The organism is Capnocytophaga sputigena (genome assembly GCF_900446695.1).
Classification (GTDB): domain Bacteria; phylum Bacteroidota; class Bacteroidia; order Flavobacteriales; family Flavobacteriaceae; genus Capnocytophaga; species Capnocytophaga sputigena.
Map to the genome: position 1 here is coordinate 613,709 of NZ_UAVP01000008.1, position 26,612 is coordinate 640,320.

Below are 26,612 nucleotides of genomic sequence, written 5' to 3' on the forward strand. Positions count from 1 at the left end.
CGATTTGTTTTTAGACAATAAAGCATCAGAAAGCTGAACCAAAATCATCTTTAAAAATAAACGCTGCAGGGACTTTTTCGTTGAGAAGGAGTTCCTGCATTGCTTTGGTAAAGCTATGGGTTCCCACGATGTAATACTCGCAATCGGTGAGGATGTGGAGATGCTCCTTTAAGAAAGCAGCGTTGAGGCGCTTTTGGGTGGCAGTGAACACGGGCAGATAGCTATAATTAGCCAAAGTGCTGTGTTGTAATTCGCTCTGAAAAGCGGCTGAGGTTTCGGTTTTATTAGAGTAAAACACTGCTACTTCACCTGCAAATTGCTGTTGTGCTAAGGTTTTGAGCATCGGGAGTACTGGGGTAATGCCAATGCCTGAGGCGAGGAACACGATGCGCTTATTCTCTCCTTTAAGAGTGAAATTACCCATAGGAGCGAATATCGTAGCGGTATCGCCTATCACCATTTCGACAACACTCTTCTTAAAACTGCTATCGCTGAGGCGCATTGCAAACTGCAAAGTATCTTCATCAGGATGAGAGACCATTGAGAGCGGACGCAAAGGTATATCCAATGCGGTATAACGAGGGTTATCGAGGCGCAAAACGGCATACTGCCCTGCTTGATACGCCAAATCTTTAGGTTTTTCAAAAGTGAGCAAGATAGTGTTATGGGCGATAATTTCTTTGGCTAAGAGTTTTACACAGCGTTCATCGGTGAGCGTTGAGGGTGCATAGTTACGCCATTTCACTTGGGTTTTCATCTTGTTTGCCGTCATAAAACCGCTGTAAATCGCCCCTGAATATCCCCCACCTGAAGGCGCCCAAGCTGAAGCAAAGTACAAGTTTTTCAGCGGTGAAGTGGTGAGCTTATCGCGTTTAGGGTAAGTCTGTTTCACCGATTGCACATAACCATAAGGGGTGCCCTGCGGGTTTAAAGTATATCTTTTTATCGTTTTGGCAGTTGCTACCTCATAACACTCCAAGTACTCAAGAATAGTAGGAAATTCAGCTTCTAAACGCGCTAAAAACAGCTGTGCGATTCTTTCCTTCTTCTGCTGATATTCCACTTCGCTGAGTCCTTCCCATTCTTTGAGGTAATCAATAGCACAAATCACACCTACCGTCTTTCCCTCAGGAGCTAACTGGGCATCTACTGCCCCGTAATTCACAAAAGTAAATGATTTTTGAGCCCAATCGCCTTGCGAATCGGCTTTTACATCTTTCAGTTTATAGTCTTTTTGACCCTGAATAATCGTAGAATAGTGGTTTACGCCCAATTTTTTCAAATCGGTATTGAAACCCAAATAAATGGTGAGCAGGGAACAGGCGAGTTCTAAAGGCGCTACCTTTTGCGCTAATTTAGAGCGATAAGGCTCGGGGAGCATCTGGGCGACTATAGGTTGGGCAGCATTGGCGACCACACTATCGGCATAGAGCGATTGTTTAGCTGCCGCACTGTTGAACGTATCGCGATAGCTCACCCCCACCGCTTGGTTGTTTTCCACCAAAATTTCTTCTACAAACTTACCTGTAAGCACTTGTCCGCCACGTTTTTCAATAAAGCGCACCAAGTAGTTAGACAGCGATTGCGAACCCCCTTTCACGAAGTTGCCTCCTCCGTTTAGATAGCTGCCTTGCGCCATCAGGAAGTACATCAGTGAGAGGTTATAAGGGTCATCAGTATAATAACCCAAATTAGCCGTGAGCACGTTTTTGAGCGCTTCATCTTTGATATTTGCATCCAGCCAATCACCTGTGTTCATTGTAGAAGTTTTGATGATCGTAGGAATCAAGAAAGGCATCAGCGGGTAGAGCAATATATTGAGCCATTTGTTGTGGGGGAGCCGACGCATTTCGGCGTAAAGCTTATCGATAAGTTTAAAAAAGCGTTCGATTTCAGCTTTGCTATCGGGAAAATCAGCGATGAGTTTTGCTTTGGCTTCTACCCCGTGATGCAGAGTGCACTGGAAGTTTTGCTTCTTCAAATGGTAGAATTCTGGTACTTTTAGAAATTCTACTTCATCAAACACCCCTAAAAGTTCTAAGATAGGACGTTTAGGGTCAGTTTCGTGGAGTCCGTCGATTTCGTGCAACCCTACTTCCATCAAGTAATCTTTGCGTTTAAAAGCGGTGGCACAACCGCCAGCGATATAGTGTTGTTCGAGCACAATTACCTTCTTGCCCCAGAGTGCCAAAGTAGCTCCAGCGATGAGTCCGCCCAAGCCACTGCCTATAATAATACTGTTGTAATTTTTCATCTTTGAGAAATAATTATTAATTTTGGGGCAAAATTACGGCGGTTGCGCAAGTGTGGCAATACGCAAAAATAACCATTTTTAATTGACGATGAGCACCTCAACCTCTATGGAAATCTTAGCACAGAAGTATATCCCTTATGCCGAAATGCTTGCAAAAATAGGGAATAATGCCGTTTTTATAGTAGATAAAAACGAGCATTTCTATTTTATTTCCGATAAGTTTAAACTCTTTGGTTACGACGATATTCCTCAAAACAACAGCAACGAAATACAAGATTATCCGCTAAAACGGCGCATCCACCCCGATGATTTGGCGATGAAAGAGCTCATAGATGAGAAGATTTACGAGTTTCTATCGTCCTTGCCCAAAGAAGAACAAGTGCAGTACAAATATATTTACGACTATCGCGGAATGGCAAGCGATGGCACTTATGGGCGCGTGACTAACGAGGTGCAACTATTAGAAGTTACTGACGACAATTACCTCGCCTTAGGCATTATAGAAATTGCCCCTGACCAATCGGAGAATTTGCCAGTGAGGGTGCAAATGAAACACTGTATAACGGGAGAGATTATCCCTATAAAAATAGAAGAAGAGGACGCTTTTACACTTACCCCGCGGGAGAAGGAAATACTCACACTTGCCTCTCAAGGTTTTTCAAGCAAGGAAATAGCAGAAAAACTCTTCATCAGCACTTACACAGTGAATAGACACCGACAAAATATACGGGAAAAGTTCAATGCCGAAAGCCTTATAGAAGCGATTGACATCGCGAGGAAAAAAGGGGTTTTGTAGGGGGGGCAGGTGTCAGGTATCAGGTATTAGGGAGTAGAATAAAAAAACTTCCCTTTATTTTTAGATAAAGAGAAGTTTTTTATTTGCTAATTAGCAAATTTACTCATTAGAATCCTTGTATTTTTTCGGCGCCACTTTTGCTTTTAAAGACACGTACTGTTCCCACGGGAGAGTTTGTGTCAGCTACCTTAACATAGTTTGCTAATTGAAATCCATTTATGGCATCTCCAGTAAATTCACCTGAAAGGGCAACTAAATCTCTTTCTTTGTTGAGAAAGAAAATAGTAAACTTATTCCCTTCTCCTGAGATAACCGCATCTACACCATTAGCAGCATAGGTTCTTCCTGATTGGTTGAAATAATCTACTTTTAGTTTAGAGCCATTCTGATTGTAAAATCTATAAAAAAATCCATCTTGAACTTTGTTTATGATAGGATCTTTATCTCCAAGAGTAGTATGGCTGAGCACTATTTCTCCTGTATGAAAAAGGAACCCAGAAGGAAGTTCAACTTTTGGAGGGGTGGTACCTCCATAGATAGTAGCTTTACCAGCAGCCATTTTTTGGATAGTTTCCTTAGAAGCAACGGCTGTTACCTCAGAAGAGAAATTATCATTGTTTATTCCTCCTTTTTCATCATCGGATTTTGAGCAGGAAGTCATTACAAATAAAGCACATATTACTGTGCAAAGTGCGTAGATTGTTCTTTTCATTTTTGCTATTTTTTTAAATTACAGGAGGCAAATGTACAATATTCAATACAACACCTCCCTATATCTCTTTGATATTTAATATGTTGTTTGTTTTTGAGCAATACTTTCGTAGTGAGTGAAAATGCGATAGGTACCTACCTTCATTATTTTATTGTTACTGTCATCTTTTTGAGTAACTGTTAGCACATAAACCAAATTCTTAATACCTTGAGATGTGAGTTCCCCTGAAATTAGAGTTATATCGTTATTCTTTACACCTTCTGTATTAGCAGCGTGGCTTAGGAAAACGGTGAACTTGTTACCGCTACCTGAAATGATAGCACCAGAGCCTGTAGCTGTGTCTAAAGCACCAAATTTCAGTACTTTGTAATTCGATTTCACCTTTACTCCTTGTTGATCATAAAACTTGTATTTATAATCGGCAGCTGGTTGTCCTTTGGTAAAGTAATGATCGTCGGGGTCACTGGTGTAAAGGAATTTGAGGTTGTCGAGCAAATAGATACCCTCGATATTAGGCGGGTTAGTTCCTTCGTGAATGGTCATTCCGTTAGCAACCATTTCGGTAAGAGTTTTGTCGGGCAAAATGGCTTTAGCTTCCTTAGGAATGTTGAAGTTTGTAACTTCGACATCATTTTTATCCTTGTTCTTTTTGCTGTCGTTATCATCAGATTTAGAACAGCCAATAATGGTAAGCAGCGCGAATACGCCTGCACAAAGTGTGTAAATTGTCTTTTTCATTTTTGTTTATTTTTAAATTGTTTAGTTGTTATAGACTTTACCAAAGTGTAGTGATACTACTAAAACCTCCCCCTTTTCACATACCCAGCTATTGCTGGCTACCTCCTTGAGGGGGAATGTAGCGATGCTACTCGTAACTCGTCATTTGCTAATTAGCTAATTCGTTTTCTCATTTCGTTGAGTTTCATCAGTGCCTCTACGGGGGTGAGGGTGTTGATGTCGAGACTGAGTAAATCTTCTTTTAGGGCTTCTAAAAGTGGATCGTTCATATCAAAGAAGCTCAATTGCATTTCTTTTTGGGCGTTTTTAACCACTTCGGCAGTGGGTACTACATTATGACTCTCTTCGAGCTTTTTGAGCATTTTATTCGCCTTCTGAATCACATATTGGGGCATTCCCGCCATCTTCGCTACGTGTATCCCAAAACTGTGCGCTGAACCACCTTCGGTGAGTTTGCGCAAGAAAAGTACGCTGTCTTTGGTTTCTTTTACCGATACATTGTAATTCTTGATGCGCTCGAACTGCTCACTCATCTCGTTAAGTTCGTGATAGTGGGTCGCAAAAAGGGTTTTGGCTTTGCTGGGGTGTTCGTGCAAATATTCGGCGATTGCCCACGCTATGGAAATACCATCGTAAGTGCTCGTACCACGCCCGATTTCGTCCAAGAGCACCAAACTTCTATCGGAGATGTTGTTCAAAATGAGGGCTGCCTCATTCATCTCGACCATAAAAGTAGATTCACCCATAGAAATGTTATCGCTTGCTCCTACACGAGTGAATATCTTATCGACGATACCTAATTGAGCGCTGGCAGCAGGCACAAAACTGCCTATCTGTGCCAAGAGTACTATCAGGGCAGTTTGTCGCAAAATAGCGGATTTACCCGACATATTAGGTCCGGTAATCATTATGATTTGCTGGCGTTCGCGGTCTAAATACACATCGTTGGCGATGTAGGGCGTACCTACGGGCAGTTGCTTTTCAATCACAGGGTGGCGACCGTCCTTAATGTCAATGGCGTACCCCTCGTTCATCTCGGGGCGGTGATAGTTGTTTTCCATTGCCAAAGTAGCAAAACCACAAAGGCAATCCAGCTGACCGATAAGGGTGGCGTTCGTCTGTACCTGACCGATGTACTCACTGATAAAAGCAATCAGTTCCGCGTATAGCGATTGCTCTAACTGACCGATTTTTTCTTCAGCGCCTAATATTTTGGCTTCGTATTCTTTGAGTTCACCGGTGATATAACGCTCGGCATTCACAAGGGTTTGCTTGCGTATCCAATCAGGTGGGACTTTATCTTTATGGGTGTTGCGCACTTCAATATAGTACCCAAACACGTTGTTGCTATCTATTTTCAAAGAAGGAATACCTGTGCGTTGACTTTCGCGCAAGAGCAAATCGTCTAAATAGCTTTTGCCCGAATGCGAGAGTCCGCGTAGTTCGTCCAATGCTGCCGAAAAACCTTTGGCGATAGCATTGCCTTTGGCGATATTCACTGGGGCATCTTCACTAAGTGTTTCGGCAATGCGCGCGCTAAGCTGTTCGCAACTGTGGAGTTTATCGCCCAAAAGGCTAAGCGATTCATTGGCAGAAGCCAAACACAACTGTTTTATCAGGGGGATATGCTCCAAAGAAGCGCGCAATTGCACTACTTCCCGCGGATTGATTTTCAGGGTAGCGACTTTAGAAATCAGTCGTTCGATGTCGCCCATACGACTGAGGGCAGTTTTTACCTGCTCTAATACATCGATGTGCTTCAAGAAGTAATCGACCACCTCGTGACGCTGACGGATTTTGTCTAACTTTTTCAACGGTAACGCCAACCAGCGTTTGAGGGTACGACTACCCATAGGCGACAGCGTTTTATCAATCACATCGAGCAAACTCACCGAGGGGGTAGTATTGCCCGCATAGAGTTCTAAATTGCGAATGGTAAACTTGTCGAGCCATACATAAGCCTCTTCGGCGATGCGCTGAATGGCAGTAATGTGTTGCAGTTGATGGTGTTGGGTTTCGGATAAGTAGTAGAGAATAGCTCCTGCGGTAAGAATTGCTTCGGTGAGTTCGTCTACGCCAAAACCTTTGAGAGAGTTGGTTTGGAAGTGTTTGGTGAGTACCTGCTGGGCATAATCATCTTTAAAGACCCAATCTTCCAAGTAGAAACAGTGAAAGTCGTCGCCAAAATGCTCGGCAAATTCCTTTTTTTGGTGTTTAGCAACGAGTAGTTCGCTGGGGCGGAAGTTCTGCAAGAGCTTGTCGATATAGGTTTTATCACCTTGTGCTACCAAGAACTCACCGGTAGAAACATCGAGAAAAGCAGCCCCACAACTTTGTTTGCCCAACCATACTGAGGCTAAGAAGTTGTTGCTTTTGCTCTGCAATATATCGTCGTTGAGGGCAACCCCTGGGGTAACGAGTTCGGTAACACCTCGTTTTACGATGCCTTTCACGAGTTTAGGGTCTTCCAGCTGGTCGCATATTGCGACGCGGTAGCCCGCTTTTACGAGTTTGGGGAGATAGGTATTGATAGAATGGTAAGGAAAACCCGCCAATTCACTGCGCTCGGTGCCGTTGTTGCGGTTGGTGAGCACAATGTCGAGGGTATGAGCGGCTTTTACGGCATCTTCACCGAAGGTTTCGTAGAAATCGCCTACCCTAAACAGCAGTAAAGCATCAGGATATTTGCTTTTTATCTGATTGTACTGCTTCATTAGTGGGGTTTCTTTTGCCATATATTTTAGTGAAAAGTGAAAAGTTAAGAGTGAAAAGTTTTGAAAGGGCAAAGATAGTAATAATTTGTCAATGAGCAATCTTGTTGGAAGAGTTTGTAAAAGAGGCTGTCCAAAAAGTTTTATTTGTAAGGGCGTTTGCAGCACATACCCAGCTATCGCTGGCTTTCCTACATAACACGTTTTAGAAGAATTTGATTATCAGTGAAATAAACGCCTTCTACCGAAAATCTTTCTCACTACCCACCGCAACCCTATATATAGGACAGTAATGGGTGAGAATATCCAAGCGAGTATAGTGCGAATATGTATTTTTTCGTCCATCTTATCAAAAAAGCGACTAAACAATATACCAATGAAAAGTAACGGAAGCAACAAAACATATAGCATATTCTTTATGTGAGAGGAGCGTTTCTTCAACTGAAAATAAGTAAATTAGAGGTTTTATTTTTTGTAGAGATGTTCACTCAATTCTTCTGTAGAGGTAAAGAAATGTCCGTAACCTTTTTCAGTAAGTCCCTTTACAAGGATTTTATCAGAAGTCCATATTTTGTGTTTGATTTGCAGATGAAGAGCAATAAAAGGATAATCTTTTATATCTATATCAGCAACTATTTCTTTTGCTTTAATAGCATTAACTTTTTTAACCTCTTTTTCACTTACAATGGTAATACCTTCTAATAGCTTTTTAAAATCGGTTAATAGTTCCTTTTTTGTTTTCTGATTTTTAAAGCGTTTTACCAAATCAGGAATGTGCTCGGTTACTTCAGTAATGAGATAGTCAGGCACTATATATTGTATTTTCTTCCTTTCAGCTAATATAGAAGCTGTACGTCCTGTAGGATTTACAAGAGCACTCATAAAAATATTACTGTCGGCAATGATAATCATATCATATTAAATATTAAAGTGTTTATCCCAACGTTTAGCTATATTGTGATTTATCTTTTTAGAGATTGTCATCACAAACGCGTAATCCTCAGGGGTCATCTCTTCTTCTTTAGCGGCTTCTACGATTTCCTCAGGGGTCATTTTTAATACTTTAGAAGCATCCAATACTTCCTGAGAGTACTTAGGTTCTTTTTGTTTTGTAACTTTTACAAAATCGAGTGTTTTAAGATATCTCACAAGGTGTAGTGCTTGTGGATTGTTATCGGCAATGGTAATTGTATAAGGCATAATATTTTCTATTTTTGGCAAAGATACAAGATAATTACCATATAAGCAAATAAAAAACTGTCTAAAAAGTTTTATTTGTAAGGGCGTTTGCAAAACGCCCTTACATCATAACATAATTCAAAAATAACTGATTACTTGTCCATTCGCACGATGCGTGGCTGGAAAGTACCGATGATATCTACCAAATCGCTTTGGGAAGCCATTACGGTTTCTATGTTTTTATACGCCATAGGAGCTTCTTCGGCATTGCCCCCGATAAGGGTGATATCTTTGGCTTTGAGGACTTTTTTGATATCGGAATTGGTAAAGCGATTCCTGCTCTCATTGCGCGAGAAAGCCCGTCCTGCCCCGTGTGAAGCTGAACTAAAACTCTGGGCATTACCTTTGCCGCGCACTATGTAACCGGCATCGGTCATCGAGGCAGGAATAATACCCAGTACCCCCTCCCCTGCTGGAGTTGCCCCTTTGCGATGCACTACCACCTCTTTGCCATCGTGAATTTCTTTCCACGCAAAGTTGTGATGGTTCTCAATACGCGCCCTCAATCGTCCGCCTACCGCGCGAATAAGTCGGCGGTGAATGTCATCGTGACAAGCCGAAGCGTAATCGCCTGCGAGGTTCATAGCCGTCCAATACTCTAACCCTAAGTGGGTATTGAGGTCGAGCCACGCAAACTGTTGGGCTTCCTTCGGGAGCGGACATTGTTCGGCTGCCACGCGCACGTAATACTGAGCAATTTCAGCACCAAAACCACGCGAACCGCTATGCGAAAGAATACCGAGATATTTTCCTTTGGGTAAGCCTATTTGTGGGTCGTCTGCCAAAAGTTCTACCTCGCCAAATTCTACAAAGTGATTGCCACTACCTGAAGTACCCATCTGCTTGATAGCTTTGTCCTTCAATCGTTTGAGGATAGGAATCAGCGAAAACGTATCGCGGTCGAAAATCTCGTGGTCTACGTGTGATTTATGGGTTTCGTACATACCGAACTTCGTATGCTCCACAAGGGCTTTTTCGTACTTATCACGTGCCCCCGAAAGGTAAGACACGGGTATATCCAAGATACTGAGGCACATACGGCAACCGATGTCCAAGCCCACGCCATAAGGAATGACTGCATTCTCCACCGCCAGCACGCCCCCTATGGGCAAACCATAGCCACTATGGGCATCAGGCATTAGCGCACCCCCTACCGAAATAGGAAGTTTGAGAGCCGTATAGAGTTGCGTTTTTGCTTCTTCGGTGATGTCGTCGCCAAAGATATGATAAGGGGCACGGGTAGTGTTGAGCTGTCGTTTTTCGGTTTTAGTAGACGAAAGCAGCGCCTCGGCTATCTGACCAAAAGTAAGGTGTCCTTCGTACTGCGCAGGATTTTTTAGAATATCTTCAAGTACCGACTTTACATAAGCCGTATTCTTAGTAGCGAAATTGCGCTTCATCACTTCCAACGCTACATTAATAGATTGATTATTCGGGAAGCCTAACTTGAGTAGGTCTTTCCCTTTGAGTTTTAAATTTGCCATAATTTGCTAATTAGATAGATAAGGAAGCACGATTTGCTGTATATCACTCAAAAAGGCTTCTCTACTCTCTTTAAATTTTTGTTTTCGTTTAAAAATATCGACGATAGTGCCAGAAAACTCATACCAAATATCGCCATTGCCTTTGATATCACCTATACGCTGGGTATTATCATCAGGATAGAAAGAGATAGGCTCCTTATAAGGGGCTTTTTTGATATTTGCCGTGAAATAGATTTCATCAGCGCTGCCATAAGCGCCTTTTTGAATAGAAATCATTTGCAGACTTTGTTCCACTACTCGGTAAAAATGTAGTGCTTTTTTCTTAAATCCTAAGGGTTTTAGTATTTGATAGAGTTCTTTTACCATCTCGTCGAACTCAATTTGTGTAGCTGTTTTCTCTTTCATAGTAGATTTGTTAATTGTTCTTTTCTTTCTCTCCATTTGGGATAATCAAAGACAAAAGTGTATTGCTCCCCTACTTCTTTTTCTAAAAGTTCTGCTGAAACAAGCACACGGTTTACAAATATATACTCACTTACGGCATCTTTGAAATCGGATTCAGGAGGGTAATTGTCATTGAAAATCTCTTGATACAAGTGGTTGAGTTCCTCTAATTCTTCTTTTAAATAAGGATTGATATCCAAATCCGCAATCTCCACATTGCGAGGGGTAGGATTCTTCACATTTTCCTCTATCCAAATAGGGGAACAAAAGAACTCAAATTGGTATTTAAATTCAAACTTTTTCATAAGATTAATTTGTCAATTTACTAATTTACCAATGGGCAACAACTGACTTGAACTTCTTTCTTTTCCTTTTATCGGGGATACCTGTATCGCTGTTCCATCGCTGTACGAATTTCTCAAAAGAATCGTAGGCTATTATATAGGGCGAAGGCTCTGGCAGGGATTTCTTAGGAATCGCAGTACCTATCCTCTCCAAGCGTTCGGCAAAGAGCAACAAGGCTTTATGACTCACCCTACGCACATCACTGAGCACTTCCTTCTCACCATCTCCCATCAGCTGAAGGCGCGCCTCCATTAGCGATTCCATCGTTGGCTTTTCAGTACTTTTATATAATAGTTCCACGAAAGTATAATGTCCGTCGCCCTCATAGTTATCAGTCCTCAATAGCCATACCGCACCATACTGACCTCCCAACAAGGGTACGCTCAGCACTTCATAAGGCACAAAAAGGAAATCGGTTACCTTTTGCCAATGTTCGCGTGCAGGCACTGCTGTATTAGCAGTGGCAAGGCGAGATAGCAGTCGTACTACTTGCTGTTGTCGTTTTTCATAACTCATCTGAGGGGTATCAGTACCAAACTGCTGTAGCCACTTTTTAGAAACTCCTTTTTGTACCAACTGTTGCAGGGGAGCTACCTCCTCGGGGCGCAACCACCCATACTGCCACAAAATAGCAAGGCGAAGGGTCAAAAATATTTCCTTCTCCAAAGCAGTGCGCACTGCTTCCTTGCGAAAAGTGTCTATAAGGGAGCGTATTTCGGCTTCTGTAGCGCCGTAGTGATAAGCATCTTCTACTATGCTATCCAACTCATTAGCGAGATCGCTTTCAAAAATATGAACGCCGTGAATAAGGTTGTTTTTCATTGCGAATTAATTTGTCAATTGATAATGAGACAAGCAGTGCATTATTTTAGCGATGTTATAAGCATCGTCTTTGCCTCGGTGGTGGGTTCCTACAAGGGGTATCTTCAGGTAGTTCAGTGCCTGATGCATTCCCAATCGCTTGGGGTGCTGGGTTACCTCTTGGAAGAGTTCCTTTACATTGATATGCTCATTGCGCATTGGGTAAGGCAGTTTCCTAAGGGCGCATTGCTTTTGGAGCATATTCCTATCGTAATTCCCATAACTCGCCCAAGTGTACTGATAGGCTTGGTATTCCTTTTTAAGGATTTGGAAGGCTTCCTCAAAACTTACGCCTTCCCGCGCTACGAGTTCGGGGGTAAGGGTGGTAAGTTGGGTACAAAAAGGACTGATTTTAGAATGTGTAGGCTTTATCAAAATACCTCTGTTATCGCTGATCTCACCTGTAAGGGTATCGAGCAGGCAAATGCCAATTTCTATAATTTCACTGACTTCTCCTTTGGGGGGTATTCCCTCCCAACAAGTCGCTTCTAAGTCTATAATAATGATTTTGTTTGTCATTGTTTTAATTTTTTAATGAAATAGCTCTTATCTTCTGTGGGGCAATAGTAGAGCAGGAGTTTTTCACCTTCTTCCAAAAGAAAGGTAATCTCACTATTTCCCGCTACTTCTTGGGCAAAAATAGCGCTAATGTGTTTGCCTTTGAGTTGCCAAGCCTCAGTAAGGTCATCAAAGCGATAGTCATCATCGTCCTCATCTACTTCATACTCATTCCAACACTCACAAAAAGCAATACCCACATCTAAAAAGAAATGAAAAATAGGTTGTCCTTCTGCTTTCAGATAGACGATTAAAACATTTCCATCATCAGGATTTACACACACTTTTAGTTGCTCTATAGGTAAACCATTGAGCATCGTAAAGTTGAAATGGGTATCTTGGTACATTCTTCCTGTCATAAAGTTTGTTTTTTTGAGAGATGCTGATATCTCGGAGAAACTCAGAATAACTTGGAGGGTTGCTGAAATTCTTTTCAACTTTGGTAAAGGTCGTAGCACGACGAGCATTGGCTAATCTGTTAATTCTCTAATTTCCTTCTTGGCAGCAGCGCGTTCTTTTTTATAGCTTTTTTCTACATAAGTGCTTTTGAAATCGGTGCCTTTGAAAGTGCGCACAGGGTTGCCGCGTTGCACTTGGGTGTGATTGTTCCAATGACTCTGTGCTTGCTCGGCAAGTTGCTGAAGCTCCATTTCGGCGAGTTTTTCTTTAAGGCGGGCAAGGGCGAGTTTCTTATTATCGAGTTGCGAACGTGAATCTTGTGCCAATACGCTGATACCCGTAGGTAGGTGAGTAGCGCGTACTGCCGAATTTACCTTGTTCACATTCTGTCCGCCATTGCCTTGCGAGCGAGTGGTTTGGAACTGTACATCGCGCTCCGAGAAAGTCTGGCGTTGCAGTTGGTCGAGCTCAAAAACGCCTATATACCAATTGCTGCGCTGGTGGAATTTGCGAAAGGTGCTCTTACCTACCCAGCACACGGTGCCGAGCCAAGTTTTCAAAAATGGTGCTAACTCCTTGCCTTTGAGTTGCAGGGTAACCGATTTGACAGTGAGATTGGCATCGCCTTCCTCACGGCTGAGAATGGTATAGTCGATGCCTGCTTGGGCAGCCTCTTGCAAAAATGTTTTCAGCACTTTGGCTACTACCCATTGGCATTCTAAAGGACCACGACCAGCGGTGATTTGTATGATTTTTTCTTGCATTTTTTTGTTTTTTTGTAAATCGGACGAGTCGGACGGGGCGGACTGGTCGGATTGGGATTAAAGACTGACCTCCAAAAGCATATCAGCGATTTCCATTGCTGAGGTGTGATACTTAAGGGCTGTAATTTCTTTCAGCGGGGTGCGCTTGTACTTTTCCTTAGGCGTATAGTGCTTTTGGTATTGATTCCACGAATTGCGACGACCATAGATTTTATGAGTGATAGTTCCCCAATTCTTATGGTTATCTATGATTTTATCAAGCTCGGCAAGTTCGCGCTCTATGGCTATATCTACCGGACGGTAATGCGTAATCATATTAGGTTTTACACGCAGTTCAAAACGCCACGCCTCGGTAAACTCGTAATGGATTTCAAAACGGTCTTTTTGCCGATTGAAACACTCTATTTTTGCAAAATAGGCACGTTCTTTTTGGGTGAATTTTTCCCTTTCAAGGGCTCTTTCCCATTCCCACTGACTAAAAGAGTACAATTCCTGTTTGCGAGCTATGTAAACGCGTTTGCCACGGCGCTTTTTCTTCTTTTGGAACTTGCGTGTATCAGCGTATTGATAAGTGTTGATTTTCTCCAAAAGTGTTGCGAAAAAGTCGGCTTGCTTGCCTTGTCGCACATCTTCCCTCAGTACAAAGAAACGCACATAACCCTTTTGGTAAGGTTTTTCGAGTGGTACAAGTGGCAGTTCACGGCGTTGTTTAAAGAGTACTTTTTGGCGTTTGATACATTCGCGCAAATACTTCTCGTGGTCTTCTCGAGCAATGCGCTTGCGAGAACGCAAATTTCGGAGGCGAGAAACGCCTTCAGCGGTAATATATAGATTTCCCATTTTTCAATTAACAATTGACAATTAATAATTAACAAATTGCTTCGGGAAAATGTGATAGGAAGGTGTCCTAAAAGTTTTATTTGTGAGGAAAAACAAAAAGCCCGAAGCGGGGTGCTTCGGGCTCTTCTATATATTATACTATTGTTCTAATCAAGCGGATACGCCACGAAGCGTTACCTTGTGGAAAGGTAATACAGATGCGATATGTAACTTGATATATTTCATTTCTTCGTGCGTATTTTTGTATTTAGTTAAACGATAATTCTTAAAATCGGGGGCAAAGGTACAACAATTTTTTGAATATGCAAGAAAAAAGATGTATTTTTGCACTATGAATGAAAAAATAGCCATACAAGGCACCCAAGGTTCGTTTCATTATCAGGCGGCTGAAGCCTATTTTGGTAAGGATATAGACGTTATAGAATGTCGCAATTTTGATATAGTGGTGAAAAAACTCTTAAGTGGGGAAGCCCAATGGGGGGTAATGGCAATTGAAAACAGCATTGCAGGGGCTATACTGCCTAACTATGCGCTTATCGACCGCAACAACTTGCACATCACGGGCGAGTACTATATGAATATTCAACACCACCTGATGGCTCTTGGCAATCAAACTTTAGCCGATATTACCGAAGTGCGCTCACACTATATGGCACTGTTGCAGTGCAAAGATTTTTTTGAGCAATATCCTCATATCCGTTTGGTAGAAGCTACTAACACCGCTCAAGCTGCTAAAGAAATTCACGAGCAGCAGCTGAAAGGTGTCGCTGCAATTGCCTCAACCTCAGCTTCTGCGCTTTACCACTTACCAATATTAGCTGAAAGTATCCAAACTATCAAACGCAACGCTACACGCTTTGTGGTGCTTTCTACTACTGATAGCCATCTGCCAAAAGAAGCAATTGATAAAGCTATGCTAAAATTCCAAGTATACGACAAGAGCGGAAGTCTTTCTACCGTGCTGAACGTGTTGCGCGACCACGATATAAATATGACCAAAATACAGTCGTTGCCAGTGATAGAAACACCTTGGAAATACGCTTTTTTCGTGGATGTAGGGTTTGAACATTACGCCCAATTTGAGCAAGCGATGCAACTTTTGGAGATAATGACAGAAGAACTGAAAGTGTTGGGAAAATTTATGTCAGATAAGAGATAAGAGGTAAGAGATAAAGCCAGCGAGGGCTCGGAGCTGGGTATGTGCCTAACAAGTAGGCAAGGGAAAGTGAAAAGTGACAACCTAGCACCTGACCCCTGAAACCTAATACCTAAATCTCTTGGCGAAGCGGTTGATATTCATTTCGTGGGGGATTTCTATTTCTTCAAAAGCGGCTTGGTAAAGCACTTGAGCGCAGTAAGGAGCATTGAGTACACCTCGGGTTCCTAAACCATTGAACACCCACAGATGTGAGTGTTGAGGATGTTGCCCTAAAAGGGGTCGTCTATCGGCTACTGTAGGGCGAATCGCCGCTTGATGACTTAGCACTTCATAAGGAACGCTCGTCATTTTGCGCAGTTTTTCTAAAAGTTCGATACGAGCAGTTTCGGTAATTACTTCAGTTAAATCTTCGGGGTCGTAAGTAGCACCAAGTATATACTTATCATCACCTAACGGAATCAACACCCCATCACTTTTGTAGATGTGTTGCAACTGCAAACCAGGAGCGCTGATAGTGAGGGTCTCCCCTTTACACGGACGCATAGGCAGTTTGCTGAAATACGGATTTTTGGCAATACCGCAGCCTTCACAGAAAATGATATTTCGGGCGGTAACTCCGCAATAAGTCACGTGTGTATCGTATACTTCTAAATCGTTGTACACAAAAGTCTTCTCGTAGCACACCCCTTCTGCTTGCCAGCGTTTTAAACTTTCGGTTATATAGTGTTGTACGTTCAATCTCCCCGTGTGGAGCACTTCGCCTAAGCCAAAGGGTGCTGGTAGCGCCTCGTTGAGAGCGGGCAATATCACAGGACTCAAATAAGGAGCGAGCAGCGGATTATCGGAAGCTGTAAACCAGTTGTTTTGTTCTTCCACGGAAGCGAATTTGCGCACTACGTGTATAGGGATACGAAATTGACATTGCATTTTAGCCTCAATTTCATCGTAAAAACGGTTGGCACTATTCATTATATCCTCGGAATGCCAAACGGGGGTAAATCGCTTTAAAACAACGGGATTATAAACCCCTCCCGCAATGACGCTCGCCACTTGGGAGTGATCGGAGAGGAGGCAGAAGGTTTTGCCGTTTTTTTCGAGGGTATGGGCAAAACTTACGCCTGCAAGTCCCGCACCTATGATGATAAAGTCGTACATTTTATTCAGGTAAGAGGTAAGAGGTAAGAGATAAGAGGTAAGAGGTTGTGTGATAATTATCTTACTAGTATATCTGTTAATAAGTTTTCTTGTGAGTATTCTTCTGTTTGATAATTGTTTTCATCAGATTTATAGACTTTAGCCACAGGGGCAAATACAGATAAATATAATAATATTATTTTCATTTGTGCTGTTTATTTATTTTGTAATATATGAGTTTATAATATAAAATAGCCAAGCATAAAAAGAAAATGCAATAATCCATATAAGAGTGTAATTTGAAATATTATTTATTCTTACTTACATTATCGTAATTGATAAGGCTACTTTTTTTTACAAAATTCCATTCTCTATCAAAGTATAAAGTATTAGTCCCATCATATATTTTAGTAAGGCGATTATAGGCTAACACTTTTTTACCTGTTGCAGGATGAGTGATATATTCTTTTGAGACGATTCCAAACCAAGTGTCAGCTCTATTGACTATATAGTATTTACACCCCTCTATTTCTACAAATCGATTAGAATTTATCACTTTCAAAGAGCCTATTTTTTCATTACGTAAATTGTCAGAAGGAATGATTTTTAAAACAAAAAAATCACCTTCAACACTGAACATTAAAAAGACATCACTATTAATACTTTTTACTTTTTTAATCTCCTCAGCCACTTTTGATAAAGTGCTGTATTCCATCGGGAAGTAATATTCTAAAGAGGTTGTTTTACAAGAAATAAACAGTAATAATATTACAGAGGATAATACTTTTCTCATCTTCCTATTTTTAAGTTAAGGCATTCTAAACCTATATTAACTATGTTTTTTGCGGTTCCATCTCCTTTTGTAGTACCTACTTTTTTCTTTTGACCAGTAGGAGAAACTCTATGTATAGAAACTTTTGAAGTTCTTTTGCTAAAATTCCAACTATCCAAAGCATAGATGTAAATCTTTATCTCTTTTGCTGAGTCAGCGTCATCGGATGAGGTGCCAAATGCTTTTTTTTCTTCTTCACCAAATAGGAGGGTTCTTTCTCCTCCGTCGAAGTACAATTTGGCTATTACTGACATCTCTTTTGATTAATTGCTATATTTATTAAACAATGGGACAAAGATAAATAAAACAAATTTAAAACGCAACAAAAACAAAAAGTTTTTTTAGGAATTGGAAGAAAAATATATCAGCGATTATATAACCTATTTTGTAATATTACTCAAATTATAGTACATAAACGCATAAAAAGCTATATCTATAAGCCAAACTTTTTCATTCTTTATTTCTACTAAAAACTTCAACTCCTCTACAATCTCCTCTAAATATTTCAAAACTATAAATGGTATCCTTTTTAATGACCTCAGCTTTGTTAAAATTGTTGCAAAAACAATCATAATTCAATTTATTTAGCAAATCTTCACTGAGTACACTAACAGGGAAAAAATAACTGTCTTTATCTAAATTTAGTTCATAAGTATCTTTAAAAATCGACAATTTTTCTGGGCAATTATTAGTTACAGCTTCAAAAAAACTATTTATAACTTCATCTTTACCCTTATAAATTCCGTGTAGTTTTATTTTTCGTTTATAGTTGATTTCTAAATTATCAAAAGTATTTCTAATTATTGTTGTTGCAAACCCGTCCTTTTTTTTCGGGAGAAAATGTACTTAAGTATTTCTTTTTCCATTTATAAAAATTGACTTCAGAGAGTTTGCTCAAATATTCCTCTTCATCACTTTTGAATCTATACATTTCTAAAGAATCTTTTATTTTAGCACGGACTTTCAGCTCTACCTCTTTTGAAATAGAGTCGGTTATGTGAGCTATAAATTCTGATTTATTTTCTTTTTTACTTTGTGAACAAGAAACTAAAACCAGTAGTAATACTATCATTCTTTTCATACAATTAGAGTTTCTTTTTAAAACCCACAATATTATTTCTTAGTCTTTGTTCGTCTTTTTATTTCTTGTGGAGAAAGAGCAACGCTATCATTTTCATATAGCATATAGTTATTGGTATAGATTTCTTTATACCCTCCTTTACCATCATATATCTTATGGAGAATATAATCGTCGCCTATTTTGGCATTATGAAAATAAAGTTCTTTTACGAGCTTATTATCTTTATAAACGTAACACGTTCCTACAGCAAAACCTGTATTAACATCCTCATTTGATGCAATACCATTACAAGATCTTCCTATAATATTCCCTTTTTCATCATAATCAATCTCTAATTCAAGGCATTGTTCTGTATCTCTCCCATAAATCATACTATCTTTTTCTGGGAAATGGAAAGTTTCAGATATGAGTTTATTATTTCTAAAATAATATTCTCGTATAGGAATTATATGCTTATAATCAGGAACTTCTGGGTCAATATCTTTTTTGTAATAACCCCAATAAGTATATGAAACATCAGTATTATTATCAAATTGGTAAATTCTTAATTCATTAATTGTTGCAGTGTCTTTCCCACGAATAATAAGTGAATCTTTAGCTATCCGCTTATATCTTCCTTCATAAATAGTATCATTAACTTTACCTTCTAAAGGTTTTTCTTGTTGATTTTGAGTTACATTACAAGCGGATAATAGCAGAAATAATAGGACAACTGCTTTCATAATTAAAAATTTTTATCAATGTTATATAATAAACCTTGTACCAACTGCTCTGCTATTTTGTTTATATTTTCAAACATTATTTTAGCGTCTTTTGGTGTTGTAATAAAGCCTAATTCAACTAAAGTTCGTCTTTCTACTAATTTTTTTTCTTTTGCTCTATTTGTATTATTTAGTAGTCCAACATCTTGATCTGTGTCTTTCCTTGGGTGTTTTTCACTGTGAGGGACAATTGTATAGAACCTCAATATATCAGAAGCTATTTCTTTACTAAGAGTATCATCAAGGTTATTTGTATAAATAGCATGAGAGCCTATAGGATAACCTTTTGAACCATCAGCATGAATAGAAATAAAATAATCTGCGTTCTTTTCATTAGCAAAATCCATTCTTTTCCATATTGCGCTTTCGGACACTAATTTTTCAACAGTTTCGTTATTTCTTGTCAAATAACACTCAAAACCTTTTTTAGTTAAAAGTTCTTCCATTTTCCTACTTACCCTAAGAGCTAAAATATGTTCAGTTCTATATTTATCGAGTTCTTTATTATTTACGATCCATTTTTCAGGTTCATCTAATCCTGCTTCTAGTAATGCTTATTTCTTAGTCTTTGTTCGTCTTTTTATTTCTTGTGGAGAAAGAACAACGCTATCATTCTCATATAGCATATAGTTATTGGTATAGATTTCTTTATACCCTCCTTTACCATCATATATCTTGTGGAGGATATAATCATTACCTATTTTAGCATTATGAAAATAAAGTTCTTCTACAAGTTTATTATCTTTATAAACGTAACACGTTCCTACAGCAAAACCTGTATTAACATCTTCATTTGATGCAATACCATTACAAGATCGTTGTGTAACATTTCCTTTTTCATCATAACGAATTTCTAATTCATCACATTGTTCTATGTCTCTCCCATAAATCATACTATCTTTTTCTGGGAAATGAAAACTTTCGTATATAAGTTTACCTTTTTTATAAATATACTTTCGCACAGGAATTATATTTTTGCTATCAGGAAATTCGGGATTAATATCTTTTTCATAGTAACCCCAATAGGTATAATATACCGAGTTATCATCTTTAAAGCCATAAGTTTCTAACTTATTAACTATGGCAGTATCTTTCCCTCGAATAATTAATGTATCTATTTTAATAGCTTTTATTTTCCACTCATTTCCACTATTACTATAAATTGTGTCGTTTTTTATATTTTCAGTCTGTGTTTCAGATACTGTTTGTTTAAAATGGCAACTAAGCGGGAGGGACAATAATATTAATAAAATTACTTTCATAATTAGAAATATTTTTCAATGTTATACAATGAAACTGTTTAAACTTTTTTAGAGAAGTAAAAGTTTCCGAAAATTAGTAATTTTGTATTTGAGAGAATTCAGGAACTTTAGGCAAAGATACAATAAATAAATGGATTATACCCTTTTTAAGTGTAGGAAAAAGAGGCTCATACTATTACAATCACAATTATCAATACAACTCCACACTTTGCCAAAGGTCGTAGCACGACGAGCAATTAAACTTTGGCAAAGTGTAGTGACGAAAAAGCGATTTTTAGACTTTTCGCGACGCAATTTTTCAATTCTTAATTGATATTATAAATCAAGCACTTTATCAGTAAGTGTATCTAATAGAAATTTCTTATGGGTAACTGCTTCAACTTTTTGTATATCATCAGCGTTACAATCCCTCCGTGTGCCCTCTATTTTCTTAACGGAAACTTGGTTCTTATTTACCTTATAAGTATAGGTTATTATGCTTATCATTTCATTACCAAACATACAATTTCGTTCTTTTAAAGGTAGTTGCACTGTTAATAGAACAGTATCTTTCTCAACCTCATAAACTGCCATATATTCAGAATAGGCTAAACAACCTGATTCACATTGTCCGTAGTATTCCACAATATTTTTCTTTCCATCGTGATTCCAATCTTTGTATTTAAAGTTTCTATTTGCGTGATATATTGATGATACTTCTTTAAAGATAACTGATTTGCCTCTCACTACAAAATCATATACTGTATCTCCTAAGGTAAAGATAGATAGCCACAAATTAGGTTCTAAAGGTGTTTCTTGGTAGTTGATTTCTACCAAGTTATATGATGAGTTAATTTCATTTCGTAAGTCGGTATTTTCGCTTACAAGAAAGTTAAAGAATTTAGTAGCTTTGTATTTTTGAACAAGGCTATCAGGCAATGGAGGGGGTAAAGGAATATCGCTATGATTGCTCACCTTTAAATTATTATCCTTCACGTTGTTGTTGCATTGAAATAAGCATAAAGAGCTTAAAAATAAAACTATTATTTTCATTGGGTTATTTTTTAACTACAAATTAAATCACCTCATAAGTTTCTGTATACTTTCTTGTTTCTCCTCCTACTTCCTTTATAGTCGTGATGATTTTACTTATAATATTATTGTTATAAAAATACTCTCGAATATAATAAAAATCCTTGTAAATAGGGTTAGTCATTTTTGGGTCTTTCTTTAGGAGAAGTTCTAAACGAATGGGTTTCTTTTTTTCATTGAATTTAATTTTAACCCAAGCAATGTTTTTATAGTTTCTATCACTTTCAAAAGGTAGTCCTGTATTTGAATAGTAATTAGAATAAGAAGAACGTCCAAAAAGAGCTGTTTCAAATTTTAATTGATTATCAAAAAACAATTCATTAGCTTTTATTTTTCGTTCTCCTATTAAGTCTTTTATTAAGATATTGTCATAAAATAAATTATCCCAACCGTCAATAGAATTTATGTGTTGTAATAAAAAATGTTCTCCTTTCAGCCTTTTAGGATTTTCATAATCTATTTGATCAGAAAGTTTATACCCATACCCATCAGAAATATATCTTTTAATACCTGTTTTATAGAAAGCAAGCGAATCACGAGAAATATCTTTTTTATCTAAAAATAAATATACACGTGCATATTCTTTCCCCTTTGGGGTAAGATAATATAAAATTTGTTGTTCCCAGCCTTTCTCATCAGTATATTTAACTATTTTGTTTTGAGAATAGGTAGAACCTAAATAAAGGAAGAAAAAGAATGTTATTAAGGCATAAAGATTTCTCATTTTTTAATTCTTTTTTCAATATTATCTTCTGATTTCCAAAAAATAGTTCCTAAATAGACAGCTCTAGATTGTAAAGAAATTGTATTTTCAGAATAGAATCTCAAATTTCTATTTTTTTCTTTTTCCTTTTTATTTTTCTCAAAAACCTCTTTCTTTTCAAGTTCCTTCATAGCTTTAATATATTCTTCTTTATCTTTGAATAATACTGTTTTTTCCCATTCTTTCATTTTTTGTTTTTGGTATGAAGTCAAATTTATTGTTGGAGGTGTTTCAAGAGAAGATGTAAATTTTTCTTTTGGAGCTTTGAATATTACCCCTAAATTTGTTACTCCTTTTTTCCATTTTTGGTAATGTTCTTCACTTATTCTCCATCCCATTGTATTCATATGTAATTCAATACGTCCTTTTCCTCTTTCTATAAAGAAACTATCTTCTCCAATGGGATACATAGCTTGTTCAGCACCATCCCACATATCAGCCCCATTACTCCAGTCTTTCTCTTTATTTAATAGATAAACTTTTATAATGGCTTCAATTGCTAATTTATCAGATTTTGCATTATTTCTTTGTTGACAAGTTCTCCCTACATATTTTTTCTTAGTATCTGTATTTTTAGCAAAAGCAACTTTATTAGCTTTATAAACACTTGCTAATGCAAACATCTCATATTTTAATTCTTCTGGGAAGTTATTTTTATTATATCTATATTGAGAACTTTCTGCAAATATAATTCCAGCAGTATCAATTAAAAAGTTATGAGTAATGGATTTTGTTCCCTCTTTTAGAATATTACTCTCTATATTTAATAAATTCCAATTACCTTTTTCTTTAGCCTTATCATATTCATTTTTAGTGCTAATGAATACTTTATTACTATTAGTATTACCTCCTAAATACTCTCCTTCTTCTGTATAGTAAATATATTCTGTATTATCTTTTTGAGAAGAAACAACCTTAGGAAATTTAATTTGCAATGTATTGCCTACGCCACTACTAAAACGTACAGTAGCTAAATTTGTTTTTTTATTTTCTGCCATCTTGTTTAATTTTTAGGTTCAACGGTTTTTAATTTGATACGAGTAGTAGTCCCTGAGATTGAAATATCTTTTAAAACGTCATTCTCTACCATTTGTCCTTCATATTCATAATCTATATTAGGGTCATTTAGGTTTATGGTGAGCGTTTGGTTTGAGGCGTTTTCGGTTTCGACACATAGATATATTTCCATTTCAGGCTCTAATTCATCTTGACTTATACGTTGCCCGTTCATATCTTGAAAATAATAGCCTACTATTTCAGGTGTTTGTTGTTTTTTCTTTTGTCTTTCAATTTCACCAAAGTAATGTACCCCGAAGCGTATATCGGTATAGTATATTTCGTTAGAAATAAGAGTTAGAGCGGGGATTTTAAGTCGGTTTATAGTGCCTAATTGGTGGTCGAACTCGCTATTAAACTGTACTCCTGTGGAATAAATAATCTCGTGTTGTTCTACTACACGTTTCCAAACTATATCGTATAATACTATTTTTACCCGCTGAGGTTCTTCACTTTTATTGAGTACCCAACGGTAAAAGAACTCATCACCTTTTTCTGGGTAAAACGATACATTGAATACCATTTCTTTTAAAAAGGTAGGAAGACCATTACTCCCTAAACTCTTATTTGCTTGGAAGTTATAACTTAGGAGGGTTCTTTCTCCCCCGTCGAAGTACAATTTGGCTATTACTGACATCTCTTTTGATTAATTACTATATTTATTAAATAATGGGACAAAGATAAATAAACCAAAATTAAAACGCAACAAAAACAAATATTTTTTTTAGGAATTGGAAGTAGTGTCACGTACAGAAACTGGTTTATAGTTATTTTGTTAGTTTATAGTTAAACAAAAATAAATAGTCTTGTTTTTAGAGCGATTGATTATCAGATTTATAGACTTTTCCAAAGGTGCGAGCCGCACGGGCAGGGGTGTAGCAATACAAATTTTGCAAATCAATTATGATAAACTATAATTCTCAAATTTTCTTGATTACTAACGCTGAGTTTGTACCGCCAAAGCCGAAAGAGTTGCTCAAAAAGGCATTGATGGGGCGTTCTACAGTTTCGGGAATAATATTCAGCTTAGCAGAAGCTTCATCGGGGGTTTCAAAATTGATATTAGGAGCTATAAAGCTGTTTTGCATCATCAGTACGGAATATATCACTTCGCTAGCGCCTGCCATCCAGCACTCGTGTCCAGTCATTGATTTGGTGGAACTCACAGGGATATGGCTACCAAAAATCTCGTGTATAGCCTTTGCTTCGTTGGCATCGCCTATGGGGGTGGAAGTGGCGTGCGCATTGATATAGTCGATTTCACCCGCTTGCATTCCTGCATTCTGCAAGGCGCGCGCCATCGCACGGGCAGGTCCTTCTACATTGGGGGTAGAGATATGTCCGCCGTTAGATGAAAAGCCATAGCCTACCACCTCAGCGATAGGGGTTGCCCCGCGCCTCATTGCCGATTCATAACTTTCTAACACCAAAGTAGCTGCGCCCCCACTGGGCACTAAACCGTCTCTGCTGGCATCGAAAGGACGTGAAGCCAAAGCAGGCTCTTCCTCACGCATTGAGAAGACCCCAAGACCATCAAAACTGCCCATACTGTACTTGTTGATTTCCTGAGCACCGCCGCAAATCACGCAGTCTTGCATACCGCTTTGTATCAGCAAATAGCCCAAACCCACTGAGTGTGAGCCACTGGCACAAGCGGCGCTAATGCTCATATTTACTCCACGCAGTTGGAAGAGGGTAGAGAGGTTCATCGTTACAGTGGAGTTCATCGTGCGGAACACCGATCCAGAGCCTACCAGTGTGGTGTCTTTCTTTTCTCTTATCTTGTCGTTGGTAAGAATCACCGACTCGGCTACACTGTCGTTGCCATAGAGAATGCCCACTTCGTTTTGTTGTAAGAAATCGCTATCAATACCTGCATTTTTAAGCGCTTCAAGGGTTGCCATATAGGCAAATTCGCTTTCTTGTCCCATAGAAATACGCTCGCGGCGACCCAAGAGACCTTTGAGGTCGGGATTTTCCACAAAGCCTGTGAGGGCAGAGCGATAGCCATATTCTTTGCGTTCGGGCAAGAAAACAATACCCGATTTCCCTTGGTATAACGAATCACGCACTTCGCCCAGTGAAGTGCCTATGCAGGAATAAATACCCATTCCGGTGATAACTACTCTCATAACAATTAACAATTGATAATTAATAATTAACAAACTGGGGCAAAGGTAATAAATATTTACGAATGACGAATTACGAATGACGAAATTAGGTGTTAGAAAATGTATAAGGGCGTTTGCAAAACGCCCCTACAAGGTAATTTAAAATAACTGATTATCAAGGTAATCAAATTTACCAAAAGTGCGGGCTGCACAGATTTGCAAATTATCTCATCACTTCCTTAACGTCTTTTCTTTTGGAGTATGCGACGGGTTTGGCATAACCGATACGCAAAAGAATTTGAGGATAGACATTGTTTTCAGTGAGTTTTTCGCGTAGAGAAGCATTTACTTCGGGTACTTCACACGGCTGATTGAGGTAGGCGTGAGCAATGCCTGCTTGGGTGAGCAAGAGCAAAAAGCGTTCGAGGGTGCGACCGGTGGCTATCCACGTGGGGATATCGTTTGTAACGGTAGTGATGAGCACCATATCCGAAGAGGATTGAATCTTTTTCAGGTCGGTTTTGTTTTGGGTTTTTGCTTTGAGGCTTCCTTTTACGATAGGCTCTGTAACCCAACGGGGTAAGTTAGGCGCCCCAAGTACCGCATAACTGAGTCCGTCGTGAGTGCTTTCAGAGTGTTTTTTGTTGAAGCGAATCCACAAAAGGAGTTCATTTTTAAAAGCAGGATCGGACATCTGAGCGGTATTGCCTTGCAAGACGGCATCGGTGAGTTTCTTGAAGAGCGGAGTGCCATTGGCAAAAGTAAAGATACCCGTTGCTCCTGTTTGCGCTACAAGACTTTGCAATAGCGCAGGGTCGATGTGCTTGTTGTCGTACACCGAGCGGTTGGTTTGTCGTTTTTCAATCACACTCGCCAAAGGGTCAGGGGCAACAGCTTCTGATTTTTGTAAGTCAATGGTGATGACCCCCTCGGGAGTGAGGGTTACATTAGTTTGGTACTGTAGCTCAGAGGCTTTGATACAGAGGTTTTCGAGCGCACAACCCAAGCTGATGAAGAGTTCGCGATGCTGACCATCGACGGCGGGGAGGGCTTTCTCGAAGTTGGGTTTGATAACGATACTATGATCGGAGGTTTCAAACCACCAAGGCTGAGAGTTATGACCTGAAGGTGCTTGAGTAGCAGCCTTGATAAGGGTCAAAAAGTCGGGATTTTGGGCGGAAGCTTTAAGGGTAGCAAGCGCCATCATAAACGTGATAGGTAACATTTTTAAGTTCAT

The 26,612-nt window shown here is 39.0% G+C and carries 30 protein-coding genes; 2 read left to right on the top strand and 28 right to left on the bottom strand.

Annotated features, from left to right (window positions below):
• Positions 1-25 precede the first annotated feature (25 nt).
• A complete protein-coding gene (locus DR017_RS09280) occupies positions 26-2,254 on the bottom strand; it encodes an FAD-dependent oxidoreductase (RefSeq protein ID WP_002679600.1) in 2,229 nt (742 codons plus the stop codon).
• 88 nt (positions 2,255-2,342) lie between these two features.
• Between DR017_RS09280 and DR017_RS09285 the strand changes: the two genes are divergently transcribed.
• Positions 2,343-3,050 (top strand): response regulator transcription factor, encoded by a 708-nt coding sequence (locus DR017_RS09285; protein ID WP_002679714.1) that lies wholly within the window; start codon positions 2,343-2,345, stop codon positions 3,048-3,050.
• Positions 3,051-3,156: 106 nt separating this feature from the next.
• Here DR017_RS09285 and DR017_RS09290 read toward each other — a convergent pair whose 3' ends face one another.
• The 13 genes from DR017_RS09290 to DR017_RS09350 all read right to left on the bottom strand — a co-directional run bounded on the left by DR017_RS09290 (position 3,157) and on the right by DR017_RS09350 (position 14,145).
• Positions 3,157-3,762, bottom strand: coding sequence for a hypothetical protein (locus DR017_RS09290; RefSeq protein WP_002679568.1), 606 nt, complete (start codon positions 3,760-3,762; stop codon positions 3,157-3,159).
• A gap of 75 nt (positions 3,763-3,837) precedes the next feature.
• A complete protein-coding gene (locus tag DR017_RS09295; protein WP_002679680.1) occupies positions 3,838-4,500 on the bottom strand; it encodes a hypothetical protein in 663 nt (220 codons plus the stop codon).
• A 152-nt stretch (positions 4,501-4,652) separates the two neighbouring features.
• Entirely contained in the window at positions 4,653-7,235 is a 2,583-nt protein-coding gene (gene mutS, locus DR017_RS09300; RefSeq protein WP_040361276.1) for a DNA mismatch repair protein MutS, read from the bottom strand.
• A 441-nt stretch (positions 7,236-7,676) separates the two neighbouring features.
• A complete protein-coding gene (locus DR017_RS09305) occupies positions 7,677-8,123 on the bottom strand; it encodes a PIN domain-containing protein (RefSeq protein WP_002679723.1) in 447 nt (148 codons plus the stop codon).
• A 6-nt stretch (positions 8,124-8,129) separates the two neighbouring features.
• Positions 8,130-8,411, bottom strand: a complete 282-nt coding sequence (locus DR017_RS09310; RefSeq protein WP_002679587.1) for a hypothetical protein — start codon at positions 8,409-8,411, stop codon at positions 8,130-8,132.
• Between the two features lie 131 nt (positions 8,412-8,542).
• The gene (locus tag DR017_RS09315; RefSeq protein ID WP_002679570.1) at positions 8,543-9,934 is read right to left on the bottom strand and encodes an RtcB family protein; all 1,392 of its coding nucleotides are present in this window, start codon (positions 9,932-9,934) and stop codon (positions 8,543-8,545) included.
• A gap of 6 nt (positions 9,935-9,940) precedes the next feature.
• Positions 9,941-10,339, bottom strand: coding sequence for a DUF4304 domain-containing protein (locus DR017_RS09320; RefSeq protein WP_002679694.1), 399 nt, complete (start codon positions 10,337-10,339; stop codon positions 9,941-9,943).
• Entirely contained in the window at positions 10,336-10,683 is a 348-nt protein-coding gene (locus tag DR017_RS09325) for an immunity protein CdiI family protein (protein WP_002679674.1), read from the bottom strand. The genes DR017_RS09320 and DR017_RS09325 overlap by 4 nt, the downstream gene beginning before the upstream one ends.
• Positions 10,684-10,708: 25 nt before the next feature.
• Complete coding sequence (locus DR017_RS09330; protein WP_002679700.1) at positions 10,709-11,545, bottom strand: hypothetical protein; 837 nt, start codon at positions 11,543-11,545, stop codon at positions 10,709-10,711.
• A 6-nt stretch (positions 11,546-11,551) separates the two neighbouring features.
• Positions 11,552-12,103 (bottom strand): 3'-5' exonuclease, encoded by a 552-nt coding sequence (locus DR017_RS09335; protein WP_002679638.1) that lies wholly within the window; start codon positions 12,101-12,103, stop codon positions 11,552-11,554.
• A complete protein-coding gene (locus DR017_RS09340) occupies positions 12,100-12,501 on the bottom strand; it encodes a hypothetical protein (RefSeq protein ID WP_040361296.1) in 402 nt (133 codons plus the stop codon). Before DR017_RS09340 ends, DR017_RS09335 begins: the two co-directional genes overlap by 4 nt.
• A 111-nt stretch (positions 12,502-12,612) precedes the next feature.
• The gene (gene prfH / locus DR017_RS09345; protein WP_002679696.1) at positions 12,613-13,305 is read right to left on the bottom strand and encodes a peptide chain release factor H; all 693 of its coding nucleotides are present in this window, start codon (positions 13,303-13,305) and stop codon (positions 12,613-12,615) included.
• Between the two features lie 57 nt (positions 13,306-13,362).
• Positions 13,363-14,145 (bottom strand): hypothetical protein, encoded by a 783-nt coding sequence (locus tag DR017_RS09350; RefSeq protein ID WP_002679766.1) that lies wholly within the window; start codon positions 14,143-14,145, stop codon positions 13,363-13,365.
• Positions 14,146-14,476: 331 nt separating this feature from the next.
• Here DR017_RS09350 and DR017_RS09355 point away from each other — a divergent pair, with 331 nt between their 5' ends.
• Positions 14,477-15,304: a prephenate dehydratase gene (locus DR017_RS09355; RefSeq protein ID WP_040361272.1), complete on the top strand. Its 828-nt coding sequence runs from the start codon at positions 14,477-14,479 to the stop codon at positions 15,302-15,304.
• 102 nt (positions 15,305-15,406) lie between these two features.
• Here DR017_RS09355 and DR017_RS09360 read toward each other — a convergent pair whose 3' ends face one another.
• The 14 genes from DR017_RS09360 to DR017_RS09425 form a co-directional block, all read right to left on the bottom strand.
• Entirely contained in the window at positions 15,407-16,459 is a 1,053-nt protein-coding gene (locus DR017_RS09360) for an NAD(P)/FAD-dependent oxidoreductase (protein ID WP_002679649.1), read from the bottom strand.
• A 56-nt stretch (positions 16,460-16,515) separates the two neighbouring features.
• Positions 16,516-16,644, bottom strand: coding sequence for a hypothetical protein (locus DR017_RS14380; RefSeq protein WP_002679800.1), 129 nt, complete (start codon positions 16,642-16,644; stop codon positions 16,516-16,518).
• Between the two features lie 101 nt (positions 16,645-16,745).
• Complete coding sequence (locus tag DR017_RS09365; protein ID WP_002679654.1) at positions 16,746-17,231, bottom strand: hypothetical protein; 486 nt, start codon at positions 17,229-17,231, stop codon at positions 16,746-16,748.
• A complete protein-coding gene (locus tag DR017_RS09370) occupies positions 17,228-17,524 on the bottom strand; it encodes a hypothetical protein (protein WP_002679727.1) in 297 nt (98 codons plus the stop codon). The genes DR017_RS09365 and DR017_RS09370 overlap by 4 nt, the downstream gene beginning before the upstream one ends.
• A gap of 542 nt (positions 17,525-18,066) precedes the next feature.
• Entirely contained in the window at positions 18,067-18,351 is a 285-nt protein-coding gene (locus DR017_RS09380) for a hypothetical protein (RefSeq protein WP_002679632.1), read from the bottom strand.
• 32 nt (positions 18,352-18,383) lie between these two features.
• Entirely contained in the window at positions 18,384-19,073 is a 690-nt protein-coding gene (locus DR017_RS09385) for a hypothetical protein (RefSeq protein WP_002679637.1), read from the bottom strand.
• A gap of 2 nt (positions 19,074-19,075) precedes the next feature.
• Positions 19,076-19,627, bottom strand: a complete 552-nt coding sequence (locus tag DR017_RS09390; RefSeq protein ID WP_370443775.1) for an N-acetylmuramoyl-L-alanine amidase — start codon at positions 19,625-19,627, stop codon at positions 19,076-19,078.
• Positions 19,628-19,666: 39 nt separating this feature from the next.
• Entirely contained in the window at positions 19,667-20,374 is a 708-nt protein-coding gene (locus DR017_RS09395; protein ID WP_002679560.1) for a hypothetical protein, read from the bottom strand.
• Positions 20,375-20,689: 315 nt separating this feature from the next.
• Positions 20,690-21,406 (bottom strand): hypothetical protein, encoded by a 717-nt coding sequence (locus DR017_RS14385; RefSeq protein WP_002679735.1) that lies wholly within the window; start codon positions 21,404-21,406, stop codon positions 20,690-20,692.
• A 22-nt stretch (positions 21,407-21,428) separates the two neighbouring features.
• Positions 21,429-22,169 carry a hypothetical protein gene (locus DR017_RS09405; protein WP_002679555.1) on the bottom strand — a complete coding sequence of 247 codons (741 nt, stop codon included), beginning with the start codon at positions 22,167-22,169 and terminating at the stop codon, positions 21,429-21,431.
• Positions 22,166-23,206 carry a hypothetical protein gene (locus DR017_RS09410; protein ID WP_002679620.1) on the bottom strand — a complete coding sequence of 347 codons (1,041 nt, stop codon included), beginning with the start codon at positions 23,204-23,206 and terminating at the stop codon, positions 22,166-22,168. Before DR017_RS09410 ends, DR017_RS09405 begins: the two co-directional genes overlap by 4 nt.
• Positions 23,207-23,211: 5 nt before the next feature.
• Positions 23,212-23,901 (bottom strand): hypothetical protein, encoded by a 690-nt coding sequence (locus DR017_RS09415; RefSeq protein WP_002679742.1) that lies wholly within the window; start codon positions 23,899-23,901, stop codon positions 23,212-23,214.
• Between the two features lie 283 nt (positions 23,902-24,184).
• On the bottom strand, positions 24,185-25,396 hold the full coding sequence (locus DR017_RS09420; RefSeq protein WP_002679588.1) for a beta-ketoacyl-[acyl-carrier-protein] synthase family protein: 1,212 nt from the start codon (positions 25,394-25,396) through the stop codon (positions 24,185-24,187).
• 202 nt (positions 25,397-25,598) lie between these two features.
• Positions 25,599-26,612, bottom strand: coding sequence for an Acg family FMN-binding oxidoreductase (locus DR017_RS09425; protein ID WP_002679761.1), 1,014 nt, complete (start codon positions 26,610-26,612; stop codon positions 25,599-25,601).

Excerpts from the sequence above, each read along its gene's own strand:
- DR017_RS09355 (WP_040361272.1), top strand. The coding sequence starts at position 14,477 with ATGAATGAAAAAATAGCCATACAAGGCACCCAAGGTTCGTTTCATTAT.
- DR017_RS09310 (WP_002679587.1), bottom strand. The coding sequence starts at position 8,411 with ATGCCTTATACAATTACCATTGCCGATAACAATCCACAAGCACTACAC.
- DR017_RS09395 (WP_002679560.1), bottom strand. The coding sequence starts at position 20,374 with ATGAAAGTAATTTTATTAATATTATTGTCCCTCCCGCTTAGTTGCCAT.
- DR017_RS09330 (WP_002679700.1), bottom strand. The coding sequence starts at position 11,545 with ATGAAAAACAACCTTATTCACGGCGTTCATATTTTTGAAAGCGATCTC.
- DR017_RS09380 (WP_002679632.1), bottom strand. The coding sequence starts at position 18,351 with ATGAAAAGAATGATAGTATTACTACTGGTTTTAGTTTCTTGTTCACAA.
- DR017_RS14380 (WP_002679800.1), bottom strand. The coding sequence starts at position 16,644 with ATGAAAATAATATTATTATATTTATCTGTATTTGCCCCTGTGGCTAAA.
- DR017_RS09350 (WP_002679766.1), bottom strand. The coding sequence starts at position 14,145 with ATGGGAAATCTATATATTACCGCTGAAGGCGTTTCTCGCCTCCGAAAT.
- DR017_RS09340 (WP_040361296.1), bottom strand. The coding sequence starts at position 12,501 with ATGACAGGAAGAATGTACCAAGATACCCATTTCAACTTTACGATGCTC.
- DR017_RS09385 (WP_002679637.1), bottom strand. The coding sequence starts at position 19,073 with ATGAAAGCAGTTGTCCTATTATTTCTGCTATTATCCGCTTGTAATGTA.
- DR017_RS09315 (WP_002679570.1), bottom strand. The coding sequence starts at position 9,934 with ATGGCAAATTTAAAACTCAAAGGGAAAGACCTACTCAAGTTAGGCTTC.
- mutS (WP_040361276.1), bottom strand. The coding sequence starts at position 7,235 with ATGGCAAAAGAAACCCCACTAATGAAGCAGTACAATCAGATAAAAAGC.
- DR017_RS09325 (WP_002679674.1), bottom strand. The coding sequence starts at position 10,683 with ATGAAAAAGTTTGAATTTAAATACCAATTTGAGTTCTTTTGTTCCCCT.
- DR017_RS14385 (WP_002679735.1), bottom strand. The coding sequence starts at position 21,406 with ATGAAAATAATAGTTTTATTTTTAAGCTCTTTATGCTTATTTCAATGC.
- DR017_RS09335 (WP_002679638.1), bottom strand. The coding sequence starts at position 12,103 with ATGACAAACAAAATCATTATTATAGACTTAGAAGCGACTTGTTGGGAG.
- DR017_RS09360 (WP_002679649.1), bottom strand. The coding sequence starts at position 16,459 with ATGTACGACTTTATCATCATAGGTGCGGGACTTGCAGGCGTAAGTTTT.
- DR017_RS09420 (WP_002679588.1), bottom strand. The coding sequence starts at position 25,396 with ATGAGAGTAGTTATCACCGGAATGGGTATTTATTCCTGCATAGGCACT.
- DR017_RS09320 (WP_002679694.1), bottom strand. The coding sequence starts at position 10,339 with ATGAAAGAGAAAACAGCTACACAAATTGAGTTCGACGAGATGGTAAAA.
- prfH (WP_002679696.1), bottom strand. The coding sequence starts at position 13,305 with ATGCAAGAAAAAATCATACAAATCACCGCTGGTCGTGGTCCTTTAGAA.
- DR017_RS09290 (WP_002679568.1), bottom strand. The coding sequence starts at position 3,762 with ATGAAAAGAACAATCTACGCACTTTGCACAGTAATATGTGCTTTATTT.
- DR017_RS09305 (WP_002679723.1), bottom strand. The coding sequence starts at position 8,123 with ATGATTATCATTGCCGACAGTAATATTTTTATGAGTGCTCTTGTAAAT.
- DR017_RS09285 (WP_002679714.1), top strand. The coding sequence starts at position 2,343 with ATGAGCACCTCAACCTCTATGGAAATCTTAGCACAGAAGTATATCCCT.
- DR017_RS09410 (WP_002679620.1), bottom strand. The coding sequence starts at position 23,206 with ATGGCAGAAAATAAAAAAACAAATTTAGCTACTGTACGTTTTAGTAGT.
- DR017_RS09365 (WP_002679654.1), bottom strand. The coding sequence starts at position 17,231 with ATGAGAAAAGTATTATCCTCTGTAATATTATTACTGTTTATTTCTTGT.
- DR017_RS09370 (WP_002679727.1), bottom strand. The coding sequence starts at position 17,524 with ATGTCAGTAATAGCCAAATTGTACTTCGACGGAGGAGAAAGAACCCTC.
- DR017_RS09425 (WP_002679761.1), bottom strand. The coding sequence starts at position 26,612 with ATGAACTTAAAAATGTTACCTATCACGTTTATGATGGCGCTTGCTACC.
- DR017_RS09415 (WP_002679742.1), bottom strand. The coding sequence starts at position 23,901 with ATGTCAGTAATAGCCAAATTGTACTTCGACGGGGGAGAAAGAACCCTC.
- DR017_RS09405 (WP_002679555.1), bottom strand. The coding sequence starts at position 22,169 with ATGAGAAATCTTTATGCCTTAATAACATTCTTTTTCTTCCTTTATTTA.
- DR017_RS09295 (WP_002679680.1), bottom strand. The coding sequence starts at position 4,500 with ATGAAAAAGACAATTTACACACTTTGTGCAGGCGTATTCGCGCTGCTT.
- DR017_RS09280 (WP_002679600.1), bottom strand. The coding sequence starts at position 2,254 with ATGAAAAATTACAACAGTATTATTATAGGCAGTGGCTTGGGCGGACTC.